The sequence below is a fragment of the Rufibacter ruber genome, from assembly GCF_014138425.1.
In the GTDB taxonomy this organism is placed as follows: Bacteria; Bacteroidota; Bacteroidia; order Cytophagales; family Hymenobacteraceae; genus Nibribacter; species Nibribacter ruber_C.
On record NZ_JACJIQ010000001.1, the window covers coordinates 575,821 to 592,628 of the forward strand.

A 16,808-nucleotide genomic window follows, 5' to 3' on the forward strand; every position below is an offset into this window, starting at 1 on the left:
CCGAAAACAGAAATGGGGAGAAATGCGCCCTCTTTCTTCCAACGCACCTTTCCGGCAGATCTCCCCACTTCAGGCTTTTGTGACGTGGTTAGGTGGTGAGCCGGTAGCCTACCCCGCGCACGGTTTCCAGAAAATCAGTGGGCTCATAAACAGACAGCTTCTTTCGCAGGTTCTTCATGTGCACATCAATGTAGTTGGAGTCATAGTCCTCTTCCAGGATGTTGCCCCAGATATGCTCTGTTAACTGTAGCCGGGTCAGGATGCGGTTCTTGTGCAGGAGGAGGTAGTGCAGCAGGTCAAATTCTTTTTTCGTGAGCAGAATCTCGCTGCCGTGGTGGTGCACCCGTCTGGTGCTGCTGTCCAGCTCAAACCCGTGAAACTGCATGGTAGACGACTTCATCTTAAATTTACGGCGCACTACCGCCTGCATGCGGGCCTGCAGTTCCAGCAGGGAGAAGGGCTTGGGCAGGTAATCGTCGGCGCCTAAGCCCAGCCCCCTGATCCGGTCTTCCAGAGAACCGCGGGCGGTCAGCACAATCACCGCCGGGTCATGCTCCAGGCCTTTGGTTTCGGCCAGAAGGTCAAGGCCGTCATAGTCTGGTAAACCCAGGTCCAGCAGAATGAAATCATACAGGTTGACGGCAATTTTTTCTGAGGCTTCACGGCCGTTGGAGGCCCAGTCGCACTTGTAATGCTCCTTTGAGAGAAAGTGCACCAGCTCAGTGGCCAGGCCGGTCTCGTCTTCTACAATCAATACATGCATAGGGGGCGTGTTAAGTGAGGTAGGTTAAAAGGTGTAGCTCACATTCAGGGAGTAGAACGACTGCGGTTGAGACTCATCGCCCTCCAGTTTGTTCACGGGGTAGGAGTACCGGTACGTAGGCTCGAAATCAAAATTACCCAGGCTGAACACCACGGGTACGCTCACGGTATAGTTGAGTACCGTGAATCTGCGTTTGTTCTCAGTGGTGGTGGTGGTAGAGCCGTTGCCGGAGCCCGATCCATTTTTTCCGTTTCCATTCCCTTTCCCGTTACCGTTGGGCAAATTCCCCAAAATACCGTCTAAGGCGTCTTTCTTGTTTTGGGTGACCACGGTATAGGTTTCTGAGAATTGCTGGGTGCCGACAATTACGCTGATTTTTGGGTCCAGCCCTACGGCCTTCTTCCCCTTCCAGAGCGGTTCCAGCGGAATGTAGCGGGAATTGTCCAGTACGGTGAAGAGGTCACTGCTGCCCCCAAACGTATAACTCACGGTAAGGCCAGAATACAGGTAGACCCAGTCATACTGGCCGGTGGCCGAAACCGCATTCTCAGTGACAGCCTGGATCAGGGGCGTGTTGGGCCCGAAGAAAAAACGGGTGTAGCTCAGGGTGCCGTCAAACCGCTCGCCTATCTTAAAGCTGTACCCGGCAGAGACATCTGTCTCATCAAACACATCTTCTGTGTTGAACAGCTGGTAAGACATGGCAGAGAGCCACAGCCCTGATGTATGGGTATAGGTGAGGGACTGCGCCACGTAAGGATAGTGGGTAGCGGTGTTTCGGCCATAAAAAGAAGCGTTGTTGGCCGTTTCAAGGCCTATGGTCCACCAGCCTTTCCTGGCGGGATCATCAGCTTTGGGGACAGGCAACGTATTGTTTTGGGCTACGCTAACAGACACCCAAAAACAGCTTAGGAAAAAACAGAATCCAAGTACTTTCTTCATCTGCTGCGCGAATTACGTGGTACAATATGATGAATCCAGCCGTTTCACGGGTAGAAACGGCTGGAGGCTATGCTTCCTTTTAAGACTAATTTTTGCCAGCTTTCACGCCTACGCCTACTTTTACCGGCTTAGCGGCTTTGACCGCTTTCACGGCGCCGCCGGTGGTTTTGGTAACCGTAGTGTTGGCTCCCTGCACGGCCCCGCGGGCAGCACCCCGCCCGGGGCGGGCAGCCGATCTGGGCACTTTTGCGGCGGCCTCAACGGGTACCTCGCCAGAGGCATCTACTTTCTCAGGTTTGCGCTGGCGCCTGGCACTGGCCACTTCTTTTACTTCCTGCCCTTTGTCTGCGCCTGTTTCTGCTACCTCTTTGGCTACGGGGCTCACTGCTTTGCCATGGTTGTCCCCTTTCTCTTTAGAGGGTTCTTGTTCCGTGCGTGAAGATTTATCTTTCTTGCTTTTTCTGGGCCTTTCCTGATCCTGCGGCAGAACGTTCTCGGGTGTCTCAGTCAGGGCTGTGGCAGAAGCCTCCATCTCCGTCAGCGCCTCTTTCTGTTCTTTTCTTACCTGTTTCCCGTGCTCTTTCTTCTCTTTGGTCTCTTCTCTGAAGGCTTCACGTTCTGCTTTCCGTTCCTTTTGCCGGGCAAGGGCAATCTCCTGCACATAAATGTCTTGCTTCTCTGGCTCAGCGGCGGCAGATGATGGGGTATGGGAGCGACCTTGCGTGACCGGCTGGTGGGCCAGGGTGGCTGGAGAGGCAAACGTAAGTAGGCCACCTGACGTCTGGGCGAACGTGGTGGCGGCGGCTAAAAGGGCGGCGGCTAGTAAAGGTACCTTTTTCATAAGGCTAAACAATAAATGGGCGTGCTGGGAGTAAAGGTATGGAGGCAAGATGAAGACAAGATGAAGAAGCACTTCATTTGGCCTTTTTTTCTGACTTTTTTGGATTGTCTTCTTCTACCGGTGACAAGTGGTCATAGGCTGGCAGAAATTCTGTTTTCCCAAGCCATACGCAGGATACGATACAGCGCAGAGGGTGTTCAGAAACAGACAGAGTAGCAGGTAGAATTTCATTGTTGGTAGGGGGAAAGTAAGGCATAAGATCAGCCGGTGCCCGCTGGGGGGGCCAGCTGATCTTAAGCCTGCTTAGTTTTTGCCTACTTTGAGGCCGGCTCCGGTACGCACTCCGGCTTTGGCTTTCACGGGTGCTGACCCCACATTGGTTTTTCTGGCAGTGGTTGGGGTCTGGCGTCTGGCCGACGATTTCACTTTCACGGTGGCGCCTGTCGCGGTTTCTGCTCTGGCCCCTCTTGCCGGTTTGTTTTCAGTAGCGACTTGTTTCACTGCCAGGCCTTTTTCCTTTCCGGTTGCAGTAGTGGTTTGGGCAGTGGTGCTCACCTGCTGGCCATGGGTATCTTTCTGTTCCCGTACCTGCTCTAGGCCGTCTTCCACGTTGGTTTTAGTCTCAGCCCGTTGTCTGGCAGCGGCTTCCTTGGCCTCTCTTTTCTCCGCTTTGGTTTTTTCCTGTTGTTCCTTGGCCGCCGCTCTTTTTGCCTGAGCGGCGTTTTTAATTTCCTGTCCTTTTACTGAGCCGTCTTCAGAAGCCTGGCCAGCGACATTGGTTTTGGCGGTAGCGCTAACTGTCTGGCCGTGGGTGGCTTTGGCACTGGTTTCCTGTGAAACAGCAGTAGAGGTGGTTTGGGCGAAGGAGGTAGCGGCGGCAAAAAGGGCGGCAGCTAAAAAGGTCATCTTTTTCATATGTGTGAGGTGTTAATGATTGATTACTGAGCCAAAACTATGATGTCAAGATGAAGGGAAGATGAAGAACTGCTTTTGTTTAACTTTTTTTTAATTTTTCTCCGGAAGGCTGGAATACGGGCTTTTTGTTGCTGCCCCAGTTGATAGGTAGCCGGTTGGGAAAGCTGAATTCAGATGCTTGCTTTTCTGTTTTGGGGCTGGTTTCTGAAAAACAGCCCCAAAACAGAAAAGCCGCTCCTCAACTAGAGCGGCTTTTCTGCAGCAAGAAAACCGGAATGCCTTTAAAGCACCTTCACCTTTAAATAACTTGGCTGCTGCGGGGTGAAGTACACGCGGTGCGTGGCCTTCTGAAAATCTTCGGCCTTGGCCTGGTAAATATTGGGAACAAACTTCTGCGGGTTGCGGTCAACCAGCGGGAACCACGTGCTCTGCACCTGCACCATAATGCGGTGGCCTTTCTTAAAAGTGTGCAGCACATCTTGCAGCGGTACGTTCACGGCGGTTACCTGGTTAGGCGTGAACGCTTCTGGTTTTTCATAGCTGTTCCTGAAACGGCCGCGCAATACCTCACTGCGCACCATTTGCTGGAAACCGCCCATTTTCACCGAGGCAGGGTTGTGTGGGTTCTGCGCCGCGGTGTCTGGATACACGTCTATCAGTTTCACCACCCAGTCGGCGTCTGAGCCAGTGGTAGAGACGTTCAGGGCAGATAAGATTTCGCCCGCCAGGGTCACGTCTTCCCTGAGAACGTCTGTCTGGTACACCAACACATCTGGGCGGCGGCTGGCAAACCGCTGGTCATCGGTCATGTATTCGCGGGTCATGCCCACCGTGGTCTCCTCTGAGAACGGTACCGGTTTGTTGGGGTCACTGATGAACTCGTCATAAGAAGGTCCGCCCGCGGCGGATGGTTTCTCAAAGCTCAGCTTCCCATTCGGCCCAAAATACAGCAGGCGCTCCTGGGTGTTTTTAGGGGGCCAGGCGGCAAATTCTCGCCACTGGTTTGCGCCGGTGTTGAACATGTACGCCTCTGGCAGGGCTAATTGCCCTTTACCGTCTCCTTTCAGGAAATGGCGGAAAAATCTTGCCTCAATCTGCGGCTGGTAGAACTCTGAGGTTTTCTGCGAGAAGGATACTTTGCCCAGGGTCTGGCCATTGGAGCGCGCCCAGCCGCCGTGGTACCACGGACCCATCACCAGAGTGTTGTAGGCCTTGGGGTTATTCTTCTCTATAGTCTTGTAGGTCTCCAGCGCCCCAAACAGGTTTTCAGCGTCAAACCAGCCGCCTACCACCATTACCGCGGGTTTGATGTTGGTCAGGTGCGGCCGTATGTTCATGGCCTGCCAGAAGGCATCATAGTTGGGGTGCTCCATCATCTGGTTCCAGAACGCCACGTTGTTGTGCAGGTATTGGGCATTGGCGTTGGTCAACGGCCCCATTCTCAGAAAGAAATCATAGCCGTCTGGGGTGCCGTGGTTAAAACGTGGGGCACCGGTAGGCGATGGCTGCGGTCTTGGCTGCCCAAAACTGGTTAAGAAATTGAACGCGTGCGGCAGAAAGAAGGCGCCGTGGTGGTGAAAGTCATCCCAGAACCAGTCGGTTACGGGCGCCTGCGGCGAGGCGGCTTTCAACGCCGGGTGGTTGCTCAATAAGCCCACGGTGGTATAGTAGCCGGGGTAGGAGATGCCCCACTGGCCCACGCGGCCGTTGTTGTTGGGCACGTTCTTCACCAGCCACGCAATGGCGTCATAGCTGTCAGTACTTTCGTCTACGTCTTTCTTGCCTTTCTTCGCTTTGATGGGTTTCATGTTGATGAACTCCCCTTCGCTCATGTACTTGCCGCGCACGTCCTGGTAGGCAAATATGTAGCCTTCGCGCAGCATCTCAGAAGAAGGGCCCAGGCTGGTTTTATACTTGGCTTCGCCGTACGGTGCCACTGAATACGGCGTACGGTTGAGCATGATGGGGTATTTCTGAGTCTTGTCTTTTGGGGCGTAGACAACCGTAAACAGCTTCACCCCGTCGCGCATGGGGATCTGGTGCTCGGTTTTAGTGTAGTGCTGTCTGATATAAGCTGAGTCTGAGAGGGCTTGACCTGACACCTGTGTGGCGGCAAAAAAAAGCAGCAACAGCAGGCTGGGCCAACGTAAGTTTTTCATACGGTTTTGTTAAGAATGGTGGGTGAGCCGGTTTACAGTTTGTCTTTTGGGCGGCAAAGGGGCGTGGTCAGCACCCGCCTTCACCCCTTGATAGGGCTGGTGAAAGGCTTCAAGGCCGCCCTGGCAAAACGCTACGCTGCCCTGGTCGCTTGCAACTTCAAAAGGTAAACATGCTCTGAGGGGCGGAAATTAAACAATTCAGAGGCAGGGGGCAAATTCTGTTTTTGACCTGATTTTCAGAAAACAGCCCGAAAACGCAGGTTGGGGTTCTGCGTATTTTTTCCCACTTTGTAGCTTGGTTTAAACATTTGCACCCATACCCTGTCATGATGAACTTCTGTAACAAGCGCTGGTACTGCCTGGCCTTGTTTTTCTGCTGGTCTTTCACGGCCTCCGCCCAAAGCACGCTGCAAACCCCTGCCCAGTTCTTGGGCTACCAGCTGGGGGACCAGTTCACGTATCACAGCCGTCTGGTAGAGTACGTGAAGTACCTTGCGGCCCAGAACCCGCAGAAGATGCAGTTGCAGACTTACGGCCATACGTATGAGAACCGTCCGTTGCTGCTGGCTACGCTTTCAAGCCCGGCCAACCTGCAGCGGCTGGACGAGATCAAAAGCAACAACCTGAAGAACACCGGCCTTTTGGTCGGCCAGCCCACGGGCGGCAAGCAGCCGGCCATTGTCTGGCTCAGCTACAACATTCACGGCAATGAGGCGGTAAGCTCAGAGGCGGTGCTGCAGGTGCTGTATGATCTGCTGGACCCCTCTAACGCGCAGGCCCAGAAATGGCTGGAGAACACGGTGGTGCTGGTAGACCCCTGTGTGAACCCAGACGGCCGGGAGCGTTACACCCAGTGGTACAACCGAGTTCGAAACCAGCAGCCTAATGCCTCGCCCTGGGCGTGGGAGCACCAGGAGCCGTGGCCAGGCGGCAGGCCCAACCACTATTACTTTGACCTGAACCGCGACTGGGCGTGGCAGACGCAGGTGGAGTCAAAGCAGCGGGCGGTGGTCTACAACCAATGGATGCCCCAGCTGCATGCAGACTTCCATGAGCAGGCGGTAGACAACCCGTATTACTTTGCGCCTTCGGCGAAGCCGTACCATGATGCTATCACGCCCTGGCAGCGCGAGGCCCAGAACTTTATAGGTGAATACAACCGAAAATACTTTGACAGGAACAACTGGCTGTACTTCACCCGCGAGAATTTTGACCTTTTCTACCCCAGCTACGGTGACACCTGGCCCACTTACCAGGGCGCCATTGCCATGACCTATGAGCAGGGCGGCAGCGGCAGAGCGGGGGTGGTGATCCAGAAATCTGACGGCGATAGCCTTACCCTGGGGCAGCGCATTGCCCACCACCACGCCGCCAGTTTGGCTACCGTTGAAGCCATGTCAGACAAGGCAGACCAGGTGGTGAAGGAGTTTAAGAAATTCTATGCAGACGCCCAGAGCAGACCCTTTGGCACCTACCGCAGCTATGTGTTTGCCATGAAAGGGCAGGAAGGCCGCCTCAGGGAGCTCACTGAATACCTGGACCGGCAACAGATCAGGTACGGGTACGCCGGCAGCGCAGGCACCGCGAAGGGGTTTCTCTACCAGACCGGCAAAAACGAAACCGTGAAGTATGCCGCCGGAGATTTGGTGATCAGTGCGTACCAGCCCAAGTCAACGCTGCTGAACGTGTTGTTTGAGCCCAATGCCCGCCTGGAAGACTCTGTGACCTATGACATTACTGCGTGGTCCCTGCCGTATGCGTACGGCCTGAAAGGAGCAGCCCTTACGTCTAAAGTGGCCATGAAAGAAAGTAAACCCGTGGCCAGTGTTGCCAATGCGGCGGTGCCGGAAGCGTATGCGTACCTGGTCAAGTGGAACGGGGTGCAGGACATCAAATTTCTGGCAACCTTACTCAAAGCCAAGGTGCGGGTGCGGTATTCTGAAGTTCCGTTTGAACAGAACAAGGAAACGTTTGCCGCGGGCTCCCTGGTGATCACCCGGGCCGGAAATGAGAGCTTAGGCACCCGGTTTGATCAGCTGGTAACCCGCGCGGCAGATTCTCTGGGTATCAAGCTGGCCACGGCCGCTACAGGGTTTGTCACCTCCGGCTCAGACTTCGGGTCCAGGAATATCAGGCACATCAAGGCGCCGCGCGTGGCGCTGCTGACCGGTGAAGGGGTCTCAGCGTACGGTTTTGGCGAGGTGTGGCATTACTTTGAGCAGCAGATAGGCTACCCCGTGACGGTGCTGGGCGCTGACTATTTTGCCAGTGTTCCGCTGAGCGAGTTTGATGTGCTCATTCTGCCCACCGGCTCTTACAGCAGAATACTGGATGAGAAAACGCTGGGCAAGGTGAAAGACTGGGTTCGGGCCGGCGGCCGATTGATTGCCATGGAGAGTGCGGTGAGCTTCTTAGCTGACAAGCCTGATTTTGCGGTGAAAAAAAAGGCGGCTGAACCGGCTTCCTCCGGCAAGAAAGAAGCAACAGAAGAAGACCTGAAGCGCTATGCAGACCGGGAGCGGGAGTCTATCTCAGAAGAAGTGCAGGGAAGCGTTTTCAGGGTGACGTTAGACAACACGCACCCGCTGGCCTTTGGCTACGGCAACTCGTACGCAGCCCTGATCAGAACCGCCAGCCTGCCGCAGTATTTGAAAGACGGCTGGAACGTGGGCGTGGTGAAGCAGGAAGGCCCCGCCACCGGTTTTGTAGGCTCCAAAGTGGGGGCGAAGCTGGAAAACGGACTGGTGCTGGGGGTGCAGGGGCTTGCTCGCGGGCAAGTGGTGTACCTGGTAGACAACCCGCTGTTCAGGGCGTTCTGGCAGGGCGGGAAACTGCTCTTCGGGAATGCGGTTTTCATGGTGGGGCAGTAAATAGCCAGCGGCCACTTACGCCTGATTTGATGTAGGGCGTCTGTTTTTGGCATATTTTTCAGATAGTAGGCCAAAAACAGACGCTAACAGTTTGGGTTACCTTTACCTTCTTTCATAAGAATGATGAAAAGAACCTCTTTCAAGATTACTTTATTTTTAGGCATTTGCTGTAGTCTGATACAATTCAGGTCTATAAAGCCTAATCTTTGGCTGGAAGAGGTACTCTTTACTATTCCGTTTTTAATTCTCTGCATTTTGGCGGTTGCCTATCTTATAAATGACACCCGCAGATATGATGACGGCGATGGCGTTGTTTCTTATCTTCCCTCCTGCACAGCTATCTTGTTTATCAGTGTCATTTTTATCCATATCTATCACCGGTCAAGTAAAGGATTTGGAAAAACGTATTTTATTGCCACCAATGAACAATTCGGTCATGGTCTTAAGATGGATTTTAAGTCCAATAATAACCTAAAAATCACCCAATACTATAAGTTTGGAGAGACTGAGTATTTTGGAGAGTATACAATTTCTGGAGATACGGTTTTCTTAGATATAGATACAGACTTCCAGTTAGGAGCTAAGGCAATTGTAGCTGATGACACATTACGCTTTGAGGAACAAAATCTGGCGTTCAGCATAAGAAAGCCTGCAAAATAGTATTGATTTCAGTACAGAGAATGTCTGTAGACGGGCCAAAACCTTTTTCTCCGGTTGCTCATCAACAAAGCTTTTCAATTCACAGATGCACTTTTATGGTTTCCTACGCTAGAATTTTTGCTTTCATACAAGTTGTGTTGTTCACTTTCACCAGTTGCACCCGGTCTACCTCTACAGCGGGCAATGACGCTGCTGCCCCACAGGAACAAGCACTTTCTGAGGCAGATTTAGACAAAGCGCGTACCAACTATGTGAACTACTGCGGCGGCTGCCACGGCAGAGAACTGCAGACGTTTGTGAACCGAAAATGGCAGCACGGGGCTTCTGCTAAAGATCTGTTCAAGTCTATCAAGTTTGGCCACCCCCAGGAGGGAATGCCCGCCTATGACACCACGTTCACCGACCAGGAAATCAACCTGCTGGTGGCCTACCTCAGAAACGGGATCAATTCTCAGAAAAGCCTGGGCAACACGCCAGACCTCAGCAAAGGTGCCGTTTACCAGTCTGAGGAATTCAGATTTAGGCTGGACACGGTGGTCACCGGGCTGGAGGTTCCCTGGGCCATGGCTTTTCTGCCCAACGGTGACATGCTGATCACTGAGCGCAGCGGCACTCTGTACCGCTTCACCCAGGCAAAGCAGTTGCAGAAGGTGGCGGGAACGCCTGAAGTGCTGGCGCAGGGGCAGGGCGGCCTGCTGGATATCCAACTCCACCCTGACTTCAGCAAGAACCAGACGCTTTTCCTGTCTTACTCTGCGGTGAAACGGGAGGGCGGGCAAACCCTTTCTACCACGGCGGTGATGCGGGCCCGGCTGCAAGGGAACACACTTCAGGATCAGAAGGTAATCTTTGAAGCCCAGCCCTATGACCGTACCCGCCACCACTACGGCAGCCGGCTTGCTTTTGGCCGCGATGGTTTTCTCTACCTCACCATGGGGGACCGGGGCGGCACCAAGACCAATCCGCAGAATTTGAGCGTGCACGCGGGCAAGACCCACCGCATCAAAGAAGACGGCTCCATACCCGCAGACAACCCGTTTGTGGACCAGAAAGATGCCATGCCCTCTATTTTCACCTATGGCAACCGGAACGCCCAGGGCATGGCCAGAAATCCGGAGACGGGTGAGATCTGGCTGCACGAGCACGGCCCCAAAGGCGGGGATGAGGTCAACATCATCCGGAAAGGCGCCAACTACGGCTGGGCAGAGGTCACGTATGGCATCAACTACAACGGGTTCAAAATCTCAGACCTTCAGCAGAAGGCGGGCGTGACAGACCCCATCAAAGTGTGGGTGCCCTCCATTGCCCCGTCAGGCATGGCCTTTGTTACCGGTAACCGATATAAAGGCTGGAAGGGCGATCTGCTGGTGGGGTCACTGAGCTTCAGGTTTCTGAGCCGGTTAAAAGTGAACGGAAACAACATTGAAGGGGAGGAGCGGCTGCTGCAGGATATTGGCCGGGTGCGGGATGTGCGCATGGCCCCAGACGGCTATGTGTACGTGGCGGTAGAAAGCCCCGGCAGAATCTTCCGGCTGGTGCCCGTACAGGAGTAATCTTTCCGCCCGCGGCGGAGCTGTAGAAGCTGGCTTTCTGTTTTGGGGCTGTTTTCCGGAAAACTGCCCCAAAACAGAAAACTAGTCCAGTCCCACATATAGCCCGTCTTCCCGGCTTTCCAGCGGGTAGCGCTTCAGGGGCGTGGTGCGGCCCCGGCATTCTTCGCCAGAGGCCAGGTTGAACCGGTAGCTGTGCCACGGGCAGATAATCTCATTGAGGTAATTGGTGGTGCCGCGGCTGAGGCTGTCGCCCAGGTGCGGACACGCGTTGTTCACCGCGAAGAGCCCGGCGCGGGTATGGGCCAGGCAGAGCTCTTGCCCCGCCACCACCACGGTGACGGCCTTGGTCAAAGGGATTTCGGCTTTCGCCGATGCCTCACTCTCATAAAGTTTTATCCACTGCATAAAGGGAAGATACGCAGGAAGTTTCTGTTTTGGGGCTACTTTTTGAAAAACAGCCCCAAAACAGGTTCGGGGCAGCCTACCCGCCTGAAAATGAAAAAGCCCGGATTGATCCGGGCCCCTTACACCAAACTAACAAACAAAACTTTAAACTAAACCTAAATAATGAAGACCAGGCAAAGCGGTGGGGAAGAAGCCAGCTGAGAAAGACCCAGGGGCTTTTGCCTTGCTTGGTGATACAAAGATGCAGGGTTCCTGCCCGCGCGGCAACGCAATTAAGAAGAAGCGGCCCTTTTCCTGTCTGAAACCAGAAAAACCCGGAGCGAAACGGACAACCGTTAGGTAAAACGGGTAAGCAGGCTGCCCAAGCAGAAGCAAACGAGGAATCTTTCTTCCTTTGAAGGCAAAGGCGCTTCTGGCGCGCCCGCTGGTTGTCATGGGGGCTTATATTGGGGAGGCTGAAGTCTGAACGGTAATCAATACCAGTTTTCCTTGCCCCCTGGAAATGAAAAAGCCCAGAATCTTCCGGGCCCCTTACACCAAACTAACAAACAAAACTTTTAAACTTCTAAATCTATAGGAACCTGAACGCGGTCAGGAGATTCTCTTAGTGAAACAGCTGCTCTGGAGGTCTCCAGGTGCCGTTGTCCTTTATTGTGATACAAAGATGCAGTGTTTTGCAGGCGCTACCAATCTAAAAGGGAGGAAGCAGGTCTTTTTGTGACTGAAGTGCGACTTTCACGGAGTGAAGTGGCCTGGGGGGAGATGAAACCAACCAGCCTGGTGAAAGGAATAGGCGCTCCCGTAAAAAAGGGAAGGGCATAAAAAAAGCTTAAAAGCAGTCAATCCCCAGAGCGCAAGCGGATAGTTGAGACTACTTTTAAGCTGAAATAGAGTGTGAATGTAATAGCTTTTACGCCACTAAACACTTAAGGTTTAAGAGTATAGAAAAAATTGTTTAAAAAGATCTTCTCATTCTTCTCAGACTGCTCCAGAAGCACAATTTTTAAGGTTTGGGAGCCGGTGTTCCAATTGTGAAACCGGGTCAGGTCCAGGAACAGACAGTCACCGGCTTTTACCTGGATTTCTTTTTCGGTGCCATCTGGGGTCATCATGCGCAGGGTGCCTTCTGAGGCGGCATAGGCGGCCTGGTCTGGCGTGGCGTGGTAATCTAAGAATTCACCGGGGGCCAGCTCTAAAGAAAGAATACGCAGGTTGTCTGTCTTCAGCACCTGCTGGAAGACTTTGGTGGTGCGGGACGCAGGGCCGTTGCTGTTGCCACCCGCAAACGCTGGGGCCATGCCAAGGGCAAAACAAACGGTAAGGAGGGCGGAGGTGAAACGTGTTTTCATAATTTTTAAGGTGAGGTTACAGTTATCTTATTTTTGGAGGGGGCCAACTCTTGGTGGTGCCCCTTTTGATTTTATAGATGCAAATTTGAGAAAAACGTTGCTTATCAAGGTGTTAATGATTTGTTAAAGGCCCGTATTTCTAGATGAAGCCGAATAATCTGTAGATGAGGCGGTTTTTTTTGCTGATGAAACGGAAGCCCGCTGTCAGGCAATTTTCTAGGAATCAGACCAGTAGGGAAATGCCGGCTATCCGGCTGGTCCAGACGTTCGCAGGAACTGCGCATACCATCTGGTTGTGGGAGCGTGAGGTGATGCGGTGCCTCTCAGAAGTGTGCGTTTCTGGCCTGTTTTCAGAAAAACAGGTCAGAAACACAAAAAGCAGATTCTTCTAGGTTCATGGAGAAGGTGAAGCTGAGCAAGGGCTGTTCTGTTGGCAGTGCAGAGTTCTCTGCCACAGACGCTCGCAGGTCCTCCGGACGCTACGAGGTCTTTTGAGCAAGCGGTGAAGCGGTGGCAGGCGTATGGAACCCACCTCTGCCCCTCCCGGGAGGGGAGTATCAGAAATGCCTGGTGCAAGTGACGGGTGGCCGTACGTTTGGCATGTGTGGACCGGCAGGTGTCAACATCCCCCTTCGCCCCGTTTAAAGGGGGAGTATCGGAGTGAGTTCTGAGTCCTGAGTCTTGAGTCCTGAGTCCTTTCTTTTCATCTTAGGCACTTCAGCAGGAATGAAGTAGCAATGCCTGCTCTCGCGGCCGTGCCGCGAGGGCAGCCAGAGGCCGCCCGTCATCAGTAGGCACGCGTCCGGAGACTCGCGCCAGCGCGGGAGTATCAGCTGGAGTTAGAAGGCACGGAAGTAACTTCCGCGCCATAGAGAACATAGAGGGCAGAGGTAATGTGAGGCTGCCGCCTCATGGAAGCTGAAAGCTTCCGCCACCATAGGTCCAAGTTGGAAACTTGAACCAGAGATTGTGACAAACAAGCAGCAATAAGTAAACAAACAACAATTAACAATCAACACTTCTGCTAGTGGCGCCTCTGCTAATTAGCACTTCTGCCCCTGGCTGATGTGCGCAGCACGGGCTCGCCTCAGGCTAGCGGATCAGCAACGGTTACCTGCAGAAACAGACAGAGCAGGAGAAGCAATAACAGCAAAGGAACCCAAACCAGTCCTGGGGGTGAGCGCCTCTGTTAATACGGTGCCGCTTTAGCGGCAAGGCCGGAGGGCCTAGTTTTAACAGCAGTGCTCACCGCCAGGACGGGGCCCCGCGGCCGTGAGCGCTTAGCAGAAGCTATGGAAAGGGCTGAGGTTTCGCACCGGAGCAAACGCCAAAGCCAGGGGAACAGCAAACTACGCATTACCACAGCAGCAGCAATGGAACACAGCCTATGAGACCTTGCATCCAACAGCCCAGCCAAGGAAACAGCAGACTGCACACTCCTGCAACGGTAGAGACACTGCGTCAAGCGGCCCACCCAAGGGAACAGCAACCACACAACTTAGACAGCATCAACCGCCCCAGACATGGCTGGAATAGCAGAGTAAGCTTCGCCCTCAAACAGCATGAAGGGCGCGGCAGACCAGGCATAGCACAAAAGAGCAAGATGGGTTTGGCCGTAAACAAGTGTAAGATGAATGGAAATCTGTTTTCGGGCTGTTTTCAGCAAAACAGCCCGAAAACGCAAATGCCATACAAGCAAAAAGGCACCGCATGCGGTGCCTTTTTGCGTTATCAACTCAACTGTGGTTACACAGAGAAACTGTCGCCGCAGCCGCAGGTACGGCTGGCGTTGGGGTTGTTGAAGAAAAAGCCTTTGCCGTTGAGGCCGTCAGAGAAATCCAGCTCGGTGCCGGCCAGGTAGAGGAAGCTTTTCATGTCTACCACCACCTTCACGCCCTTGTCTTCAAACTCCTGGTCCATGGGCTTTACTTCGTCATCAAAGTCAAGCTTGTAGCTCAAGCCGGAGCAACCGCCGCCGGCCACTGAGGCTCTCAACCTGAAGCTGTCATCTATGTTAGACTCGCGCTTCAGCTTCTCTACTTTTTCTTTCGCTTTATCAGAAACGGTAATCATACGCGTATCCTCCTTTCTTTTCTAAGAGACCGGGTTCAGCACCACACTGAAAACCGTGATGGTGTTCATGTCCCGGCCGTAGTATAATTTATCTAACGCATCATACATGTTGGTGGCCCGGAAGTAGGAGGTTTGCAACTCCCGCTCGCCCCGCGCCATCCACTGGATGGTATAAGAGCTCTCCTGGTCCCGCGACTGCCGTACGTAGTCCAACATCTTCCTGAGTGCATCTATCCGGTCATAGCCCGTCACGGTATGGAACAGGAACGACTGGTGGTGCCGCGGGTTCACGGTGATGAGGTCTAAGCGCATCCGGTCTTCCATGGGTCGGAAATCAAACAACAGCTGATTCCCTTCTATGCCCAGATGCTCCTCAATCTGCCGCTGAATGCGGGCACTCTCTACGTGCACATTGGTGGATGTCTCCATGCTTGCGCCGCCCCTTTCTTAGTGGTGCGACTTGGCTTCTACCAACGGCTCCAGACCGTTTTTCACGCGGTAGTCGTTGATGGCAGACTTGATGGCATCTTCGGCCAGCACAGAGCAGTGAATTTTCACCGGCGGCAAGGCCAATTCTTCCACAATCTCCATGTTGTCAATGGCCAACGCCTCGTCAACGGTTTTACCTTTCAACCACTCAGTGGCCAGAGAAGAAGACGCAATGGCAGAACCACAGCCGAAGGTTTTAAACTTGGCATCGGTAATTACCTGGTTCTCATCTACTTCAATCTGCAGGCGCATTACGTCACCACACTCAGGGGCACCCACTAAACCGGTACCCACGTTAGATTTTGATTTGTCCAGCGTACCCACGTTGCGCGGGTTGCTGTAATGGTCAATTACTTTATCTGAATAAGCCATAGCTCTAGTTAATTAAGAATTTAAAATTATGAATTGAGAATTTGGGTTAAGTAATTAGTTTATACGTTTTTAGGTTGAAAACGAACAATTCCTAATTCTTAATTCCCCATTCCTAATTGATTTTAGTGTTCTGCCCACTCTACAGAGTCAAGGTCAATTCCTTCTTTGAACATTTCCCACAGCGGGCTTAGTTCACGCAGTTTGGTCACGGCCTCTTTCACGTGGTTGATGGCGAAGTCTACTTCCTCCTCAGTCGTGAATCGGCTTAAGCCGAAACGCAGGGAAGAATGGGCCAGGTCATCACTCAAGCCCATGGCTTTGAGCACGTAAGACGGCTCCAGGGAAGCAGACGTACACGCAGAGCCCGAAGAAACGGCAATGTCTTTCACGCCCATCATGAGGCCTTCGCCCTCTACATATTTAAAGGAAATGTTGCTCACGTGCGGCAGACGGTGCTCTTTGTTGCCGTTCAGGTAAGACTCTTCCATGGTCAGCAACTCACGCTCCAGGCGGTCACGCATGGCCACAATGCGGGCGGTGTCAGACTCCATGTCAGTGCGGCAGATTTCGCAGGCTTTTCCTAAACCTACAATGCCAGGCACGTTCAAGGTACCGGAACGCATGCCGCGCTCATGTCCGCCACCGTCCATCTGGGCGGTCACTTTCACCCGTGGGTTCTTGCGGCGTACGTACAACGCACCAACCCCTTTAGGGCCGTACATTTTGTGACCAGAGAAAGCCATCAGGTCAATGCCGTCTGCCTCTACGTCTACCGGAATTTTACCCACGGCCTGGGTGGCATCTGAGAAGAACAACACGCCGTGTTTCTTGGCAATGCGCCCGATTTCTCTGATGGGCTGCACCACGCCCACCTCGTTGTTTCCATACATGATGGAAATCAAGATGGTTTTGTCTGTGATGGCGGCCTCCAGTTCTTCCAGGTTAATCAAGCCTTCAGAATTTACCTGAAGATACGTCACCTGCCCGCCCAGTTTCTCAATGTGCTTGCAGGTATCCAGCACGGCTTTGTGCTCGGTAGTGGCGGTGATGATGTGGTTTCCTTTGGAGGCATACATCTCAAACACCCCTTTGATGGCCAGGTTGTCAGACTCAGTAGCGCCGGAGGTGAAAATCAATTCTTTGGGGTTGCAGTTGATCAACGCGGCAATCTGCTCACGGGCGTAATCAACGGCTTCCTCGGCGGCCCAGCCGAAGGGGTGGTTCCGCGAAGCCGCGTTCCCGAAATGGTTGGTGAAGTACGGCAACATGGCCTCCAACACGCGCGGGTCCATGGGCGTGGTGGCATTATTATCTAGATAAATCGGAAATTTCAGCATCTTCGTCAATAGTTTTCCTCGGTTTCACTACTCAAAAAACAGAATACTTCGTCAGTTAGTTTGATAGTTGGCGCAAAAAT

Annotated in this window: 15 protein-coding genes; 3 read left to right on the plus strand and 12 right to left on the minus strand. The window is 53.2% G+C overall.

What is annotated here, in order from left to right; all coding sequences use genetic code 11:
• Positions 1-88 precede the first annotated feature (88 nt).
• The 5 genes from FHS90_RS02260 to FHS90_RS02280 form a co-directional block, all read right to left on the minus strand.
• Positions 89-763, minus strand: coding sequence for a response regulator transcription factor (locus FHS90_RS02260; protein ID WP_182511443.1), 675 nt, complete (start codon positions 761-763; stop codon positions 89-91).
• A 24-nt stretch (positions 764-787) separates the two neighbouring features.
• Positions 788-1,660 carry a hypothetical protein gene (locus tag FHS90_RS02265; protein ID WP_182511445.1) on the minus strand — a complete coding sequence of 291 codons (873 nt, stop codon included), beginning with the start codon at positions 1,658-1,660 and terminating at the stop codon, positions 788-790.
• Between the two features lie 130 nt (positions 1,661-1,790).
• The gene (locus tag FHS90_RS02270; protein ID WP_182511447.1) at positions 1,791-2,546 is read right to left on the minus strand and encodes a hypothetical protein; all 756 of its coding nucleotides are present in this window, start codon (positions 2,544-2,546) and stop codon (positions 1,791-1,793) included.
• Positions 2,547-2,849: 303 nt separating this feature from the next.
• A complete protein-coding gene (locus FHS90_RS02275) occupies positions 2,850-3,461 on the minus strand; it encodes a hypothetical protein (protein ID WP_182511449.1) in 612 nt (203 codons plus the stop codon).
• A gap of 281 nt (positions 3,462-3,742) precedes the next feature.
• Positions 3,743-5,620 (minus strand): CocE/NonD family hydrolase, encoded by a 1,878-nt coding sequence (locus FHS90_RS02280; RefSeq protein ID WP_182511451.1) that lies wholly within the window; start codon positions 5,618-5,620, stop codon positions 3,743-3,745.
• A 326-nt stretch (positions 5,621-5,946) separates the two neighbouring features.
• Between FHS90_RS02280 and FHS90_RS02285 the strand changes: the two genes are divergently transcribed.
• The 3 genes from FHS90_RS02285 (at position 5,947) to FHS90_RS02295 (ending at position 10,703) form a co-directional block, all read left to right on the plus strand.
• Complete coding sequence (locus FHS90_RS02285; protein ID WP_246386566.1) at positions 5,947-8,490, plus strand: M14 family metallopeptidase; 2,544 nt, start codon at positions 5,947-5,949, stop codon at positions 8,488-8,490.
• A 120-nt stretch (positions 8,491-8,610) separates the two neighbouring features.
• A complete protein-coding gene (locus FHS90_RS02290) occupies positions 8,611-9,150 on the plus strand; it encodes a hypothetical protein (protein ID WP_182511453.1) in 540 nt (179 codons plus the stop codon).
• Positions 9,151-9,284: 134 nt separating this feature from the next.
• A complete protein-coding gene (locus FHS90_RS02295) occupies positions 9,285-10,703 on the plus strand; it encodes a PQQ-dependent sugar dehydrogenase (protein ID WP_343049548.1) in 1,419 nt (472 codons plus the stop codon).
• An 81-nt stretch (positions 10,704-10,784) separates the two neighbouring features.
• Here the strand turns inward: FHS90_RS02295 and FHS90_RS02300 are convergent, their stop codons facing one another.
• From FHS90_RS02300 to FHS90_RS02330, 7 genes are all read right to left on the minus strand, one after another.
• Positions 10,785-11,108, minus strand: coding sequence for a Rieske (2Fe-2S) protein (locus FHS90_RS02300; RefSeq protein WP_182511457.1), 324 nt, complete (start codon positions 11,106-11,108; stop codon positions 10,785-10,787).
• Between the two features lie 144 nt (positions 11,109-11,252).
• A complete protein-coding gene (locus FHS90_RS02305; RefSeq protein WP_182511459.1) occupies positions 11,253-11,543 on the minus strand; it encodes a hypothetical protein in 291 nt (96 codons plus the stop codon).
• A 491-nt stretch (positions 11,544-12,034) separates the two neighbouring features.
• A complete protein-coding gene (locus FHS90_RS02310; protein WP_182511461.1) occupies positions 12,035-12,457 on the minus strand; it encodes a cupin domain-containing protein in 423 nt (140 codons plus the stop codon).
• A gap of 1,746 nt (positions 12,458-14,203) precedes the next feature.
• Entirely contained in the window at positions 14,204-14,530 is a 327-nt protein-coding gene (locus FHS90_RS02315; protein ID WP_066839766.1) for a HesB/IscA family protein, read from the minus strand.
• 21 nt (positions 14,531-14,551) lie between these two features.
• Positions 14,552-14,959, minus strand: coding sequence for a hypothetical protein (locus tag FHS90_RS02320; protein ID WP_066839765.1), 408 nt, complete (start codon positions 14,957-14,959; stop codon positions 14,552-14,554).
• Between the two features lie 18 nt (positions 14,960-14,977).
• Positions 14,978-15,391, minus strand: a complete 414-nt coding sequence (iscU, locus tag FHS90_RS02325) for a Fe-S cluster assembly scaffold IscU (RefSeq protein WP_062544368.1) — start codon at positions 15,389-15,391, stop codon at positions 14,978-14,980.
• Between the two features lie 122 nt (positions 15,392-15,513).
• Positions 15,514-16,728, minus strand: coding sequence for an IscS subfamily cysteine desulfurase (locus FHS90_RS02330; protein WP_281367860.1), 1,215 nt, complete (start codon positions 16,726-16,728; stop codon positions 15,514-15,516).
• Positions 16,729-16,808: the final 80 nt, after the last annotated feature.